This window comes from Caloramator sp. CAR-1 (assembly GCF_030546345.1).
GTDB classification, from domain to species: domain Bacteria; phylum Bacillota; class Clostridia; order Clostridiales; family Caloramatoraceae; genus Caloramator; species Caloramator australicus.
In genome coordinates this window covers 1-17,308 of record NZ_JAUONW010000050.1, presented here as the reverse complement: position 1 = coordinate 17,308, position 17,308 = coordinate 1, and the positions used below count along the sequence as shown (strand labels likewise).

At 33.3% G+C, this 17,308-nt stretch carries 8 protein-coding genes, 1 tRNA gene and 2 rRNA genes; 1 reads left to right on the top strand and 10 read right to left on the bottom strand.

Annotated features, from left to right (window positions below; all coding sequences use genetic code 11):
* The 6 genes from Q3V94_RS13270 to Q3V94_RS13245 all read right to left on the bottom strand — a co-directional run bounded on the left by Q3V94_RS13270 (position 1) and on the right by Q3V94_RS13245 (position 12,347).
* Positions 1–2,910, bottom strand: a complete 2,910-nt coding sequence (locus tag Q3V94_RS13270) for an extracellular solute-binding protein (protein WP_303528452.1) — start codon at positions 2,908–2,910, stop codon at positions 1–3.
* Positions 2,911–2,930: 20 nt separating this feature from the next.
* Positions 2,931–4,289: an ABC transporter substrate-binding protein gene (locus Q3V94_RS13265; protein WP_303528449.1), complete on the bottom strand. Its 1,359-nt coding sequence runs from the start codon at positions 4,287–4,289 to the stop codon at positions 2,931–2,933.
* Positions 4,290–4,344: 55 nt separating this feature from the next.
* On the bottom strand, positions 4,345–6,729 hold the full coding sequence (locus Q3V94_RS13260; protein ID WP_303528446.1) for a glycosyl hydrolase family 65 protein: 2,385 nt from the start codon (positions 6,727–6,729) through the stop codon (positions 4,345–4,347).
* A 10-nt stretch (positions 6,730–6,739) separates the two neighbouring features.
* The gene (locus Q3V94_RS13255; RefSeq protein WP_303528478.1) at positions 6,740–9,052 is read right to left on the bottom strand and encodes a beta-galactosidase; all 2,313 of its coding nucleotides are present in this window, start codon (positions 9,050–9,052) and stop codon (positions 6,740–6,742) included.
* 189 nt (positions 9,053–9,241) lie between these two features.
* Positions 9,242–11,344 carry a beta-glucosidase BglX gene (gene bglX, locus Q3V94_RS13250; protein WP_303528443.1) on the bottom strand — a complete coding sequence of 701 codons (2,103 nt, stop codon included), beginning with the start codon at positions 11,342–11,344 and terminating at the stop codon, positions 9,242–9,244.
* A 4-nt stretch (positions 11,345–11,348) separates the two neighbouring features.
* Complete coding sequence (locus Q3V94_RS13245; RefSeq protein WP_303528440.1) at positions 11,349–12,347, bottom strand: LacI family DNA-binding transcriptional regulator; 999 nt, start codon at positions 12,345–12,347, stop codon at positions 11,349–11,351.
* A gap of 210 nt (positions 12,348–12,557) precedes the next feature.
* On the opposite strand from Q3V94_RS13245, the gene Q3V94_RS13240 reads away from it, so the two are divergent.
* Positions 12,558–14,969, top strand: coding sequence for a beta-galactosidase (locus Q3V94_RS13240; RefSeq protein ID WP_303528438.1), 2,412 nt, complete (start codon positions 12,558–12,560; stop codon positions 14,967–14,969).
* 486 nt (positions 14,970–15,455) lie between these two features.
* Here the strand turns inward: Q3V94_RS13240 and Q3V94_RS13235 are convergent, their stop codons facing one another.
* From Q3V94_RS13235 to Q3V94_RS13220, 4 genes are all read right to left on the bottom strand, one after another.
* Complete coding sequence (locus tag Q3V94_RS13235) at positions 15,456–16,805, bottom strand: sulfurtransferase (protein ID WP_303528434.1); 1,350 nt, start codon at positions 16,803–16,805, stop codon at positions 15,456–15,458.
* Positions 16,806–16,974: 169 nt separating this feature from the next.
* A tRNA-Glu gene (locus Q3V94_RS13230) sits at positions 16,975–17,049 on the bottom strand.
* Positions 17,050–17,078: 29 nt separating this feature from the next.
* Positions 17,079–17,195 (bottom strand): 5S ribosomal RNA (gene rrf, locus Q3V94_RS13225).
* Between the two features lie 14 nt (positions 17,196–17,209).
* Positions 17,210–17,308 (bottom strand): 23S ribosomal RNA (locus tag Q3V94_RS13220); the annotation flags it as partial.

Genomic DNA, 17,308 nt, shown 5'->3' with positions numbered 1-17,308 from the left:
TTAATCATTCCCCCAAGCTCTTACTTCATCTATTGTCGGGATCTTATATTCTTTAATCTTTTTTCCATCCTTTATGTATCCAAACTCTTCCATCTTTCTAGCTATTTCTTTGTTAATCTTAATTACAGCTTCATCAACCGAGGCCCTTAAATTTTTACCTTCAAGGACAACCTTATTCCATACATTGCTGATTTCCCTTTCTACAATATATCCAGCTGGGGTTTTAGGAACCTCTCTTAACCATTTCCATTGCTGTAAAATTACTTCCTTATGTTCCCTCGGAATAGGCATATCATTAAATGCATTTAAATTTGCAGTATTCCACATATATTCATCTCCAAACATCGTTTGGATTTCTGTTGCAAATCTTGATTGAACCTTATCAGAAGTCCACCATTTCAAAAACTCCCAAGCTTCATTTGGATGTTTAGTTGTATTGAATATCAAACAAGACTGGGCTGATCCTGTTTGCCATCTTACTATATTTCCATTTTCATCTATAATACCTGGTGAAGGTGCTATATCCCAAGAGCTTTTTAACTCTGGTGCAGCAACATTAAGCTGAACATATGTTGTAAAATTGCTTATCCCTATTGGCAGTGTCCCATCTCTAAAATGTTCGAAAAAGTTTGGAACCTGCATAGGAAGTCCATATATTGTAAAAAGATCCGTCATAAGTTTAATTCCCTTTAAGGATTCTTTGCTATCAATAGCCGTTGATAATCCATCCTTATTATAAAGATTTCCATTGTATTGGAATATAAATGGTGCAGTTGTCATAAAGGATTTAAAGGATGATGATCCACCTATTGGAAGATAAAAGTTCATTCCATATCTTTGCAATTCAGGAAGTATGTTGATTACATCCTGCCATGTGTTAGGAACAGGGATGTTTAGATTTTCTAAAATATCCTTTCTATAAAACAAAACGTAAAAGTCTTGGGTTTCAGGTAGCCCAAAACACTTGCCTTCAGCCATTAAAGATATAAATGCTCCAGGTGAAAATTGTTTTGAATGGCTTTCAAAATCCTTAAACTGTTTTAAATCTAATGCTGCTCCTCTTATTCCCATTTCAAATGGTATCCAGTTGCTAACTCCTAAAGCAACATCAGGTGCTGTTCCTGAAGCATTTGCTAATATCAATTTTTGTTCGTCTCGCATTAATGAAAAGTTTACTTTTATACCTGTCTTTGGTGTAAAATCCTCATCAGCCATCCTCTGCATTACATCAATATAGTTTCTTGACCTGTTTACCCATACGTTTAAAACTAAATTTTCACTCCTGTTTTCTTCTTGAGGTTTAAAGGAATTGATAAACCTTTTTAACCCTTCAATAACCCTTTTAAAATAAGAAACATTGTAATTTGGAAGTTTTTGATTTCCATTAAAAATATATATTTCATCTAAAATAAGGGGCTGATTTTCAAAATCCTCCAATGCAGTAGTCAATTCCTTTACAATGGATCCTGTTCCTTCATTTAGAACATTTAGTTTTTTAGGGATTCTATCTGGATCCTTAGAAAGCTGTTTTAAAAGGTCAATAGCTGATTTTAGTGAAATAAGGCCTTGTGAATTTTTAACTCCTCCATTTAAGTTTATTGCATATTGATACTGTTCTTCTAATCCTTGAGCCATATTCATTAAATCTTCATCTATGTTAGGGAAGTAATCCTTGATTTCCCAATCTATATATTTATCTGAATCATTGCCGACTAATTTTCTAATTTTTAAAGCAAGATCATTTATTTGATTTATTGAATCATTTAAAGTATAAATCAATTGGCTGTATATACTCTTATCTGCTTGAAGTCCTAAAACATGTTTACCTTTTTTTAAGTAAACTTTATAATCACCTTCACTATCACCTAAAATCTCTGTTTTCCATTTTGTAGAATAATCAAATCCATAATGTCTTAATTCTTCATATAATATATTTCCATCTATAGAGATATTTCTAAAAACCTTAGAATTTGCCTTTAAAGGCTGGCTATATTTAAAAGCTATCTTATATAAACCATCCTTAGGAATTTCAAATTCATAGTAAACAGTTTGTCCACCTTTTTTCCAAGTTTCTCCCCCAAAAACATTTAAAAGAAGCCTATTTGTGTCATAAGGAACTACTTCGTAATCTCTGCTTGTTATAGGATTTATTGAGGTATCGTTTTTATACGATGGTTTTTCAGCTTGTATTTTTATTAATAAATCATTGCCTTCACTTTTATTTGAAATTCCTTCAAAGTAGTTTTGATAATTTACTATTTTTTCAGGTGACTTTATTTTTACATCTCCAATTAATACTTCTCCGATATTAAGTTTAATGCTAATTTTATTAATTCCTTTTTTGAAGTAAAACTTTAATGGATATGGTTCAACATGGGCTGCATCCTCAAAGTAGAAATTATTCCATCTAAAAATCTTTTCCTGCTGAGGAACCACTTCATTTTTGAACCTATCGATAGAAAAATTTTCTGTTTTACTTTTCCATAACTGAGGAAATACTATTCTTCTAGCTTCATAAAACTGATAAACTCCATTTATCTTCACGCTGCATTCAGAAGGTAAAAGTCCATTATTTAAAACATAATAATCAAGAGAAATATTATAAAGTCCTTCCTTTGGAACGTTAAACTCAAATTCTACCTCATTATTTTCTTTAATATGTATAACATCCTTATAATATCCAAAGGCCTTTTCCTTTTTTATGACTTCAGCCCCATTTGATAGGATAAATGTTGATGGAGTAATAGATATTACTCCATCAACATCCATAAGGCCTCTATCTTGCCAATCCTTTAATACTGTAGAATATTTGTTTTCTACTATTTCCTCAGCATAAACATATTTAATTTGCAAAACTAGAGCAATGATAGTTATAAGACATAAAAGTAAGGATTTTTTAAACTTAAGCAAGATATTCTGCCTCCTCAAATTTATTTAGTTAGTTTCTTTATAATTTCTGATGCCTTTTGATATTCTTGATTAGCAAGCTTATTTAGCTGTGCTGCATAGTCTGATATATTAACGTTTCCTCTCATGCTGTTCCAAATAACATCTCCAATGCTTGCATTTGCCTTGTCTCCAACCTTTATGCCAGTTGGTGCAGTCCATCTTGAAGGAATGTAACCTGGAACTATCTTAACTCCTTCTATAATTCCATTAGCCATAGATTGATAAGCTTCTTTTAATCCTGGGTATCTTAATTTACCCATAAAGAATTTGTTTAATATGCTTTGGTCTGTTGTAAGTGGAAGTGAAGTCCATTCACCCTTAGTATCAAGCTCTATTCTCTTTAAAATACCAGCATGGGCAAAGGTTATATACCTTAAGAATTCATATGCTTCCTTAGGATGCTTTGTTGTCTTTGAAATTATCATAAAGTCTCCAACAACTGGTGTTCTTCCTCCAGGAACTCCTATGAATCTGCTATTAAACTTCAAGCTCTTGAATCCTTTTATGTCCCATGTTCCTGACCATCTTACCGCGATTTTTCCTGCGTTCCAAGCATCTCCATACCATCCAGCGTTTAATTTCTTCTTTTGTTCAGCACTTAAGCTATCAAATACATATTTATTAGTATATAAATCTTTAGCAATTCTTACACCTTGAATGAAGGCAGGATCGTTTAAATTGTATTTTGAACCATCCCATGTATACCAGCCAAGCTTTTTATTAACTGCTGCTGGATACCATTCAGGAATTTGAACCTCTTCAGCAAGACCAATTACTAAATCTTGTGGGTTATTTAATTTCTTTATTGAAGTTAAGAAATCCTGCATCTTTGGTGCAAATGGCAATGTCTTTTGATTGTATTTTTTAAATAAATCATCGTTTACAAAGTATCCCATAAAGTAAATTCCTGCAGGAACTGCATAAACCCCATTACCATAATATGTTGCATTTCTTATAGGTGCAGGAATGTGGTTCCATTCCTTATCCTTTTGAACATAACTTTTAATATTTAATGCCCAGTCGTTTGTAAGTGCCATTGGTATATTTGGTATCATTATAACATCTGGAAGTTTTCCTGCTGCAGCAGCTGCCGTTAATGACTTTTCGTAGTTACCATAATCCACGTTGTTTGCAATTTGAATTTTGATGTTTGGATGTGTTGCCTCAAAGGCCTTGATTATTTTCTTTTCAATGTCGCTTCCTACGTTCCAGTTAGCATAGGTAATAACTACTGGTTCTGATGCCTTTGCCTTAACAGAAAGCTTTACTCCCCCTAAGACAGAGACTAAAGTTAGAACAGCAACTAGCATCAAACTTAAAGATTTTTTGAATTTTAACATTTAAAAACCCTCCCCTATTTTATATTTAATCATTTGCCTTTGCAAATGATTTCAACTAACCTAAAATAACCTTTACATGATGTTCCTTTTCATCATTAAATTCAGGAATTAAATTTCCTTCTATTGCCTTTCCATCAACATATATTTCTTTTACTCCATAGCTTACGTGATTCTTGTTTTCGACCTCAATTACATAAGTAGCTCCTCTGAATTTTCTTCTATAGGTAAATCCATCCCATTCCTTTGGAATGCAAGGATCAATCCTTAATCCGTCTATTTCTGGTCTTACGCCTAATATCCAGTGGGTAGCTACCCTGTGGAGCCATTGTGAAGATCCTGTATACCAAGTCCATCCTCCACGTCCATAGTAAGGTGATATCGGTCCATCGCTGTTTCCAGGTGTTACATAGGGCTCGCCCATATATTTATCTATATCCTTTGACCTATTTGGAGGACAAATTCTTCTATAGGCTTCATAGGCAAGTTCAGCATCCTTCATAAGGGCATAAGCCCAAACCGCCCATGTTGCTGCATGTGTGTAAACTCCACCATTTTCTCTAAGGCCTGGAGCATATCTTGTTATATATCCTATGTCTGTTCTTGGCTTAGTATAAGCTGGATATAATAGGAGTGCTCCGTAATCCTTTAGAAGATATTTAGTAACTGAATCCATCGCTATCTTTGCTCTATCGTCATCTGCTATACCGCTTATTACCGCCCAAAGCTGAGGATTTAAGAATATCTTTCCTTCTTCATTTTCCTTTGAACCTACCTTTTCCCATCCATCAGTTGTTGCCTGCAAATACCATTCTCCATCCCAGCCATATTTATTTATTGCTTCCTTTAAATTTTCTATAACATCCCTAGTCTTTTCAACGAATTTATAATCCTCTCTCATTTCGGAAACCTTGATAAAATCAACAAGTATCTTATATAAAAACTCTGCAACCCAGAAGCTTTCTCCCTTCCATTCGTTTCCTACTGCACTTAATCCGTCGTTCCAGTCATGGTCTCCCATAAGAGGAATTCCTCTTGGTGAAAACTTAGAATAAGCCCTTTCTATTGCCCTTTTGCAGTGTTCATAAAGGGTAGCTTCTCCACCATCAAGGAAAGGAACTACTTCATCGTAAATTGAAAAGTCTTTGGTCTCCTTTACATAAGCATCGGTTATGAATGGAAGCCATAAAAGGTCATCGGAGCATCTTGTCCTTGGTCCGCCTCCCCTTATTGTAAACCACCAGTGGAGGACATCTCCTTCGTTAAACTGTTGGGATGCATGAAGAAGAATTTGCCTTCTTGCAAGTTCTGGTTTATTTATGAGGAATATCTGGCTGTCCTGCAATTGGTCTCTGTATCCGTATCCTGCTGATACCTGATAATATCCTGATTTTCCCCATAGTCTGCAGGAGATAGACTGATATTTTAGCCAATAATTTGTCATAATATTCATTGCTTCATCTGGAGTATTTATTTCTTCTGTGTCAATGAATTCAGACCAGAACTTTTTAACCTCTTCAAATTGTTCCTTTGCTGCTTCAACGCTTGTAAATTTAGCTATTAGCTCATCAACCTTTTCATCCTTAATATGGGCTGCACCTATTGTGAATACTATTGTTTTTGATTGCCCCTTATCAAGGCTTACCTCAACTTGTAAAGATGCAATTGCATCCGTAAACCTTCCCCATCTTCCCATTAGTTTTTCCATTTGCATTGCTTGTGGGTTTTGTTCTGAACCATACATTCCTATAAAGGATTCCTTATCGCATTCAAAGGATTTTACCCTTTCACTTGCAGCATGGAAGGCAATATATTCCCAGCTTGTATTATTATGTCTTCCCTTTTCATCAGCAAATTGTCCTAGGTATTTTTCAGCTTTTATTGCATTTTTTCCTTCATCAAAGGTTGGGTTTATGAAAAGCTTATGAAATTCCCTATGTTCATCTGGAAAATTTCCTAAAACCCATTCAAAATATGTAGTTATATCAAGATTTCTTTTCTTATCATCTAAATTTGTTAAGGTAATTTCCATTATTTCCACCGGATAGTTAGGAACAACGAAAACCTTCATCGTGCTTAAAATATTGTCAACTTTGTGTTTAAATATAGAATATCCGATTCCATGAACGACTTCATACTCCTGATATTCAGCCATAACAGGCTTCCATGCAGCAGACCAAAACTTTTTAGAATCGATATCACGAATATAAACATATTTTCCCCAAGAATCCTTAATAAGATCTTGGAAGGATCTTGTTATTCTGTTTTGTCCTGCATTCCCTCTCCATGAGTATCCACTTCCTGTGTGGGATACTATCATAGAATAATCTCCATTGCTTATAACGTTTACCCAAGGTCTTGGAGTCTTAGGATTTGTTATAACGTATTCCCTTCCTCCATTTGCAAAATATCCGTATTTACTTTCAAACAATTTTTTCTCCATTCCAACCACCCTATATAAATATTTTTATTTCCTTTTCTTTTGAGTTTTTAAATATATATTTATATCCTTCTAAATCTTCAAATATTTCAAAGTCTACTCCATCTTGTATTTTTACCTTATTTGTAAATTTTATTATTTCTAAATCCTGCATAAGTTTAAGCGTTATAAAGTCTTCATCCCTTTTGATTATTTCACAAGTTGAATAGACTAACTTACAGTTATCTTTTAATTTATAATCTAAAAGGAGCAACAAACCGCTTTTTGGATTTACGCTAATTTTATGTCCATCAAATAAAACCTTGTCATCTAAAGTAATCTTTTCACTCTTTGAAAAATCATCGTAATTATTTATAAATAAGAATTTTGTATCTGTTTTTGGATCTTTTCTTATCCAAACGTCCAAAAACTCTTCTGTTTTAGTAATTGGTTTAACCCCGGCTCTTTCAGCCAATCTTTTTACTACATCAATTTTAAACTCCTGTTCAAGTTCAAATCCTGCACCGCAAACAATAACCCTTCCATTTCCTATTTTCTTCTCAAAGGAACAGCATCTTCCTGAAGCATCATCAATATATCCAAATGGAATAATACCTTTGCCTTCATAAACTTCAGCATAATGTGTGCTTATTGAGTCTATCCCATCTAAAGATATAAAATTCCACTCTACTTTTTCCTTTATATCCACATCTATATAATCCTTTAATACAGTGCACGGGTTTCCTTTAAGGTCCCTTGTTGGAATTGAAGGGAATAAAATGAGAGTTCCTCCATCCTCAATATACTGAACTAATCTTCTTTGAACATCCTCATCCATCCATTCAGTTGAAAACACCCAAAGGGAGCTGACATCATTTGGATTAATAATTCCTTCTTTTTTTACGTCATATCCACCAAAGGTTATATTATTTAATGCAAGTCCTTTTCCTATGCCGTCAAATAAGAAGGAATCCCTAAAATGCTTTATTCTAGAATAAACATATCTTGTATATTCATTGCTATATTCCGTCATATAGTAATCGGGATAAAAACCCAAATATGTATTATAAATTGGTTTTGATTCTAAGAGCTCCTTTTCAAAGGCATTGATAATTTTACCTAGATGCTTTATAACATAATAATGCCTTCTTAATGAACCATCCATCCCTACAGGTGCCTGCCAGTCATGTCTTCTGCCTAAAAGTCCTATGTTTTCGTAGTTTTCTCCACCAACAAACATATAGTAATTAATTGCATTCATTCCATTTGCAATACATAATCTAGACGTTAAATCGAATGTTGATGGCTGCAATTTGGGTTTATTAATTTGAAATCCACCTTGGAACTCTGCCGAAAAGAGAGGTTGATCTGGAGATTGAATTGCTAGGGTAAATGCATTGGATAGTGTTATGTCTGAGAAGTTGTCGTAAACTATATTTCCTATGTAATAATCACCTGCGATTATTGCATCATCTATTTCTGCTGTTTTGTAAAGCTGCGAAAGTCCAATTGGATAATTTTTACCGCGCTTTGCGTATTCTACCATGTCAAAGCCATGGATATTAATAACAAACGGCACCTCAACCCCATACTTTACGGCAATTTCTTTTATGGTTTTTAAATATTCTTTAAAGTATTCCCTCATAAAGAGCATGTATTCATTCTGTATTTTTAAACCTAAATCTTCATTTGGATTTTTTATTATTTCCTTTGCTTCATCGTATGAATCGATGTTAAATATCTCTTTTAGATCTTCTATGCTATATTTGTTTTTTAAATAGCTAACAAAATAATGGAGAGTTATATCGCTAAAATCCCCCTGCCCAGTTACCCAATGAAGCATCCCAACTTCATTGTCAAGCTGAAACATCATTATAGGTCCATCTTGGGTTACTTGCATTGGAACAAGTACTTTACAAACTTCCCTATACCAATCGTCAACCTTTTTTAAAAAATCGGGGTGCATATAGGAAACTACTCTTGTTGGATGATTATCCCCATTTTGCTTTTTGGCAACCACCTGAGGATATTTTTCATATATCCAATGGGGTAATCCTTCGTTCTTTATTTCCGACATTATATATGGACCTGGCCTTACTAATAAATAAAGGCCTTCTTCTTTTACAAGCTCTATAAAAGATTTAAGATCCCTCTCTGGTGTAATCCTTCCTTCAAAATCGAAGTTTCCTTCTTCCCCTTCATGCCATATCCAAGGAATGTAAGTGCTAATTAAATTACACCCTGCATCTTTTATCTTTTTTATTCTATCCCTCCATAAAGCTTTTGGGACTCTAAAGTAATGAAATTCTCCTCCAAATAAGAATTTTCCCTGACCATTTACATAAATAATTCCCTTTTCAATTTTAACTGCATCTTTAACTATGTTTATCCCTCCCGAAATTTAATAAAAACGTTTCGACTACATTTTTATTATATCAGCATGACTTCTCTATATCAACATAATTTTCCTTTATATTATCCTCAATTTTCTTAACATTCCTTCATTTTCCGAAAAATATGTTGTAAAATCTTAAAATTATTTAACAACCTTTAATTCTTTTTCTAATCCTTCGACACTATTTGGACCAATACAAATCTTAAAAGTTCCAGGTTCAACTACAAAATTATAATCCTTATCTAAAAGCGCAAGTTCCTTTTCACCTATTTCAAACTCAACTTCCTTTACTTCCCCTGGCTTTAAGCTTATCTTTTTAAATCCTTTTAACTCTTTTACTGGTCTTGTTATAGATGCTGAAATATCCCTTATGTAAAACTGAACTATTTCCTCGCCTTCTCTATCTCCTACATTTTTAATCTTTGCCTTAGCTATTATTTTTTCACCTAATTTAATTTCTTCCTTTGAAAGTTCTAAGTCGAAATATTCAAATTTAGTATAGCTAAGTCCATATCCAAAAGGATATAAAGGCGTTTCTTCTACATCGAGATATTTTTTAAAGGTTGGCCTTCCCGTATTTTTATGATTGTAATATATAGGGATCTGTCCTACACATCTTGGAAATGTTATAGTAAGCTTTCCTGAAGGATTAAAGTCCCCAAACAAGATATCTGCAATGGCATTGCCGCTTTGTTCCCCTAAATGCCAAGCCTCAACTATTGCAGGAAGGTTTTTATCCTCCCATTCAAGGGTTAAAGGCCTTCCATTCATTAAAACCAAAACAACCCTTTTATTTACCTTTAAAATTTCCTCTAAAAGCCTTTTTTGTGGTTTGGGAATGTCTAAATATGCCCTATTGTTATTTTCCCCGCTCATATTTCCTGCTTCACCTAAAACCATTACAACAACTTCTGAGTCCTCTGCTACTTTTTTTGCTTCTTCTATTCCCCCATCAATCTCCTCTAATATTTCGCATCCCTTAGAATAGTTTATAACTACGTCCTCTGATAACTTAGATTTAATTCCTTCTAACACAGTAACTACGTTCTTTGGATCACCTTTACATGCCCAGCATCCTAAAGGATTCACCTTATCATCTACAAGGGGACCAATTAATGCTATGCTTTTTATGTTTTTACTTAATGGTAAAATTCCATCGTTTTTTAATAAAACAATTGATTTTCTTGCAGCTTCAAGGGCAACATCTATGTATTTTTTATTCCTAATCACTTTTTCACTTAGCTTTTCATCAATTTCACTTATATTAAACAAATTAAGTGCCAATTTAAGAGCAATAATTCTTTCTGCAGCTTCATCTATTAAGGCTTCATCCACAAGCCCTTCTTTTACAAGGTTATATAAATTCTCCTCATATGTTCCAGAATTCATATCAATGTCAACACCAGCTTTTATCCCTTTATAAGCAGCCTCCTTCTTGTCTTCAGCAAATCCATGGTCAATTAGCTCCTCAACAGACTCCCAATCGCTTACAACAACTCCTTTAAAATTAAGCTCATCCCTTAAAACTTTTCTTAACATATACTCGTTCCCTGAGAGGGGTTCACCATTAAGGTCATTAAAGGAACACATTATAGACCCACAGCCTTCTTCAATTGCTGCTTTAAATGGCGGAAGGTAAACTTCCCTTATCGTCCTTTCTGAAACATCAGCACCGTTATAATCCCTACCACCTTCAGCAGCACCATAGGCTATATAATGCTTTGCACATGCCGTTACAAAGGGCCTATCATTCCAGTTATTTCTTTGATATCCTCTAACCCTTGCCTTTGCTATTTCTGAACCTAAATACGGATCTTCTCCAGCACCTTCGGCAACTCTTCCCCATCTTGGATCCCTTGCTATATCAATCATAGGAGCAAATATCATGTTTATTCCTTCGCTAGATGCTTCCTCAGAGGATATTGCACAGGTTTCTTCTATTAGCTCTAAATCAAAGCTGCAGCTTAAGGCAAGAGGTATTGGAAATATCGTTTTATACCCATGAATTACATCGTCGCCTATAATCAAAGGTATTTTGCAGTCGGAATTTAAAATCTCCCTTTGAAGTTCATTTATATTTTTTGCTCCGCTGACATTTAAAAAAGAGCCTATTTGTCCTTTTTTAACTAAATCCCATTGTCTTTCTTTTAATTTACCATACTGAACAAGTTGTCCTATTTTTTCTTCTAATGACATGTTTTTAACTATTTCTCTTGCTTGTTTTAGTAGTTTTTCATTTACCATATAATCATCCTTTCCTTTCTGCAGTTGAATCCCTTACGACTAATTCAACATCTAAAGTTATATTGCTTCCTTTGATATTTCTTTTAATTAAATTAAAGAGCATATGGGCTGAAAAGGAACCTAATTCATACATAGGTCTTCTTATTGTAGTAAGCTTAGGTTCAATATAAGATGCTGCTAAAATATCATCAAAACCAACGATCGAAATATCCTTTGGAACCTCTAATCCCTTTTCCTTTACTGCCCTTATTGCTCCTATTGCCATCTCATCATTAGCTGCAAAAAAAGCCGTCGGGACATCATCACTATTTTCCATAAAATTCTTTATAGCTTCATATCCAGATTGTTCAGTAAAATCACCATTAAGCATAAAATTTTCATTGAGTTCTAGTCCAAAATTTTCTATAGCCTTTACGTAACCTTGGAACCTACAAATATTATCATAGGATTCCTTTACACCGCTTATAAATCCAATCTTTTTATGTCCAAGATCCACAAGATGTTTAACTGCTTCAAAGGCACCCTTTTCATTGTCTATAAGGACACTGCATAAATCTAATCCATCTAACTTTCTATCAAGTAAAACTATTGGAAAATCCTCGTTGCTAATTTCAATAATGTCGCTATCGGTTATTATCGGAGTCATAATTATAGCACCATCAACTATCTTTTCCTTTAAAAAGCTTATAGACGATGCCCTGCCGTATCCCGATTCGCAAAAAATAAGTAAATTATATCCAAACATATAAGCAACATCTTGAATACCCTTAACTAATCTATCATAAAAGGGACCATTTATTTCATGAACTATTAATGCTATAAGATCCGTCTTTGACTTTTTTAAGTTTTGTGCAAGATTATTGGGGACATAATTTAGCTTTTTTGCTGCCTCTAAAACCTTTTCCTTTGTTTTTTCACTTACTTTATTGCTTCCATTCAAAGCATAAGATGCAGTAGATAATGAAACCCCTGCAAGCTTTGCAACATCCTTTATTGTAGCCAAAGCCATTCCTCCCTTTCGAAACGTTTCATAACTTTATTTTATACTATGTGTAAAAATTTTCAATAATAAATGTTATATTTTAGTATATAAATTGTAATTATTTTCTTGCAACCCCTGTGAACTCCTTTATAGTAAAACTATATTGTTAATTTTTCCAAACTATGCTAATATAATTACGAAACGTTTCACTATGGTAAGGTGGTGAGTTTTATGATTGAAATAAAAAATAAGCAAATAATAATCGATGGTAAACCTCGAATAATAATTTCCGGAGAAATCCATTACTTTAGACTTAAAAGGGAAGACTGGGAAGATAGGATAGCCAAATTAAAAGATGCTGGATGTAATGCTGTTGCCTCATATGTTCCATGGATATGCCATGAACCAGATGAAGGTAAGATTGACCTTGAAGGAAAAACTAAGCCTGAGCTTGATCTTGGAGGATTTATAGATTTATGTAAAGATAATGGACTATATTTTATTTTAAGACCAGGTCCTTTCATTATGGCTGAAATGAAAAATGAAGGTATTCCCTATTGGGTTTATAAAAAACATCCTGAAATAGTTCCAAAAACATGGGATAATAAAACAACCCACAAAAAAACTGTTGACTATTTAGCACCTTCTTTTTTATATGAAGTTAAAAAATGGTATAAGGAAGTTATGTCGGTTATAGTTCCAAGGCTTTATAATAATGGAGGCAATATAATTGGTATTCAGCTTGATAATGAAATTGGAATGCTACAATGGGTAAGCAACACTCCTGATCTTTCCGATTCCGTTCTTTCAGATTTTGCTCTTTGGTTAAAGAGGAAGTATTCTGAAGAGGAATTAATAAAAAGATATCCTTTTAGCTTAGACAATGAAGATATAAGAAACTCTAAAATCCGTTCACCTGAAGAGGAATATTCTCTGCAGCTTCTACACGATTTAGGTTATTTTATGAGAAAAAGGTTTGCAGATTACGTTTCGACTTTACGTTCTTTTGCAGAAGAATTAGGGGCTAAAGACATTCCTTTTATAGTAAACATTCATGGAACCGGTGGCGGAAGAGGATTTACCTTCTCAATCGGCATTAGTCAATTATATGAATCCTATACTCAGGATAAAGGATATATTTCAGGTTCTGATATATATTTAGGAGATTTAAAATTAAACAATTTTCAAGATCTATATCTAATAAATAATTTTATGGACGCAGTTCATAATGAGGATCAGCCTCTTACTTCAATGGAATTTGAATGCGGTGATGGAAATTATGGCGACAATTTCTCAACTAGATATGATCCTTCTGCTGTTGATTTTAAAATGAGGATGTGCATAGCTCAAGGAAATAGATTGATAAACAATTATCTCTTTGCAGGAGGCTATAATTACAGACTTAATGAAAAAATAAACGATGGAAATGATAGAATAGCTTTTACTGGAGAAAGGCACGGCTTTGCAGCACCAATAAGCCCTGAAGGAAAATTAAATTATACATACCCTAGAATGTCAAGAGTAATAAAAACACTTCTTGCAGTAGAAGAAAAAATAGCTACAATGCAGGAGGAAAGCGATAATATTTATTTTGCATTCATTCCAGATTACTACATGACCGAATACTTTTATCCTAGCAGCAACAAAATGAAGGAATTTAAAGCTAGTATAGAAATTAACCGCGGATACAATGCCTGGGAAACTCTTGGGAAAGGATTATTACTTTCAAACTTTAGATTTAAATCTATAGACATTCAGAATAGGAAAATTAATTTAAACCAAAATGATGTTCTTATAATTCCAACTTCTAGATATTTAAGTGGAGAAATTCAAACTAATCTGCTTGAATTTGTAGAAAATGGTGGAAATGCACTCATATATGGTGAGCTTCCTCAATTTGATATGGAGGGAAATGAATGCTCAATATTAAAAGATGCCCTTAAAGTAGAACATATAAATTATTATAATTCATCAGAGGATTTCTTTTTATCCATATATCCAGAGGATTATTTAAACTTCCTTCCAGAAATAAGAACCGATTTTGCAGAAGCTATAAAAGTAGAGAAGGGCAAGCCTATTCTAAAAATCTATGGAACGGACGAAACCTGTGGAGTAGAATTAACTTACGGCAAAGGCAAAGTAGTTTTAATAACAGCCCACTACAACTGCAACTTAAACTTTATAAGAACCATTTTAAAAAGACTAGGTAAAACTCCAAAACTAACCCATAATTTTGAAGATCACGGCATATTTATGACATCAACAATCAATAACCAAGGTGAAAGATTTATTCATATTTTAAATCTAGATGGTTTTGAGAAAAATATAAAGGTATTCGAAGATGATATTGCATTATTTGATGGATTAGAAATAAATCTTCAACCTCAAGATGCTCTTATGCTTCCTTTAAATGTTACCTTTGAAGACTTAACCATCCTTTATTCAACTGCAGAGATTATGAATATCTCTAAAGATAAACTGCAGTTTAGATTAACTCAAAATAAGGATATAATCGCACTTGAAACCCAAAGGCAAATACTTCCTTCAAATGATTACATTATAAAGAAAGAAAATAATAAAACACTAATAATTTCACAAAAGAATTCTAAAATAGATAGCCTTCTTACAGTATATATAAAATAAATTGATACCCCCATAAAAGACATAAACTTAAGTGCAAAGCACTTAAGTTTATGTCTTTTTTTATATAATATTTTCTAAATCAATAAAATAACTAATAATTGAATAACAAAGACAATCTCAAAAGCCATTATAAAGTAAAAATACGCCAGTAAACCTTGAAAAAGAGTTGTATTAATCATAACGAGTAGTAACAATCCTATAAAAACAGCTATTAAATTCTGAATAAAGGTAAATTTACTAAATTTATTCTTATATTTAATTAATCTGAATATAAGAATAACAGTAATCAAGCATATCAACACGCTCTGAATTCGTAAGTTTTGTGAAGAAAATATCCCATTTTGATATTGGTATCTCATATAATAAACGTGATGATTAACACCAGCTTTTTTGTCAGATAAATAACTTATAATATTAACAATTACTATTAGTAAAATCTGCACTACACATAAAATTGCATATATGATTTTTTTTATTAATGACAAATTATTTTTTTGGTTCTCCTGTCTCATATTCATTGTTGTTATTACTCCATTCTATCCATCCATTACTATAAATTGAAATATTGTCAATACCCAAAACATTTGCATATGTCATAATCTCAGAAACTCTCCATCCACTTCCACAATATAACGAAAGATGTTTACTAGTATCTATTCCTGCCTTCTTCCAAAGAGCTAATATTTCGTAACCATTTCTCATTGTGCCATCAATGTTTCTATAATACTGAAGTGAATTTGAATCCCCTATACCTGCATATCCATAAACAGCAGTTGGAATACGTCCTTTTTTATGATGATAACTATATCCTGAGCTTTTTCCAATATATTCTTCCCATGTTCTATTATCAACAAGCATAAATTCATCTGGTTTTTTCATACCAGCTTTAACTTCATCTATTGTATCGATAAGCTCAGGTCTTCCTGGAATTGGTGCACCAAATTCTTTAACAGGAGTTGGTTTATTGCTCTTAGTTTCAACTTCATATCCTGCTAATTTCCAAGCAAGAAGTCCACCATTTAATACTCTAACATCATTAACACCCATATATCTTAAAACAACAGCCACACGATAAGCTGCCATAGGATTTTCACCTGTAACTATAACGGTATCATCCTTTGTAAAGCCATAATCAAGAGCAAATTTTTCAAGCTCTTTGTCACTTGCAAGCATCCAAGCTGGTGGTGGTTCTACAAGGTCAGTATTAATATGAAAACTTGTTGGAACATGTCCTTTAGCATAAGAATCTTTTTCTTCTCCCCAACTAGCTTCAACTATTTTAATTGTTTTGGCATTTTCAAAAGTCTCTGGTTTCTTTCCATCTAAAATATCTTTTACTATAGCAGCAGGAACGATTAAGTGATAGTTTTTAAATTTTTCAAGTGGAAGGGAATCATCATTAGCCCATTGTTTTATGTCATATATGTAAATATTATTATATCCTTTACTTTTTAAGTAATTTGCAACTTCTATAGCATCCTTACCATTTGCATCATACAAAACTATATTCTTATCCGGTGTTATATTCTTTGATTTTAGAGTATCATCTAATATTTTTTCCTTATCCTTAACATCTACCTTTAGCCAATTAGCAGAGAAATCCACAGCATTAGGAATATGTCCTCCTCTTTTTACTCCATCCAGTTTCCAACCATTGAAAGCATCATTAATTCTTGTATCAACAATCACATATTGGCTATCATTGATTTTGTCTTTTAATTCTTCAGTTGAGATGGTATTAAAACCTGAAGTTTTTGTTTGATTTTGTTTAGAACAACCTGAAAATAAGAAAAACGTTAATAGAATTGCTAGAAACAGTGAAAAATATTTCTTCAATTTTATCCCTCCTTAACTTAAGCCTAGGTTAATTTTATTACGAAATGACGTTTAAAGTAAAATAGATAAACTATATTTGCATTTTATTTATTATTTATATTTTCTATAAATATGGTTTAAGTAAAAAATAAAGAGGTTAACTGTTTTGCAGTTAACCTCTTTTAAAACTTGGTGACCCCTAGGGGATTCGAACCCCTGTTACCACCGTGAAAGGGTGGTGTCTTAACCACTTGACCAAGGGGCCAAAATCTTAAACTTAAGTGCCTGGCACTTACCCGGCAGTCACCTACTCTCCCAGGCCGTCTCCAGCCTAGTACCATCGGCGTAGGTAGGCTTAACCTTCGTGTTCGGAATGGGAACGGGTGTTTCCCTACCTCCATTACCACCGGATTAAACTGCACAATAAGATCAAGCCCTCGACCTATTAGTACCAGTCAGCTAAACGCCTTACGACGCTTACACCTCTGGCCTATCTACCTGGTAGTCTTCCAGGGGTCTTACCG

Coding starts and splice junctions, on each gene's coding strand:
- bglX (WP_303528443.1), bottom strand. CDS start 11,344: ATGGTAAATGAAAAACTACTAAAACAAGCAAGAGAAATAGTTAAAAAC.
- Q3V94_RS13265 (WP_303528449.1), bottom strand. CDS start 4,289: ATGTTAAAATTCAAAAAATCTTTAAGTTTGATGCTAGTTGCTGTTCTA.
- Q3V94_RS13240 (WP_303528438.1), top strand. CDS start 12,558: ATGATTGAAATAAAAAATAAGCAAATAATAATCGATGGTAAACCTCGA.
- Q3V94_RS13260 (WP_303528446.1), bottom strand. CDS start 6,729: ATGGAGAAAAAATTGTTTGAAAGTAAATACGGATATTTTGCAAATGGA.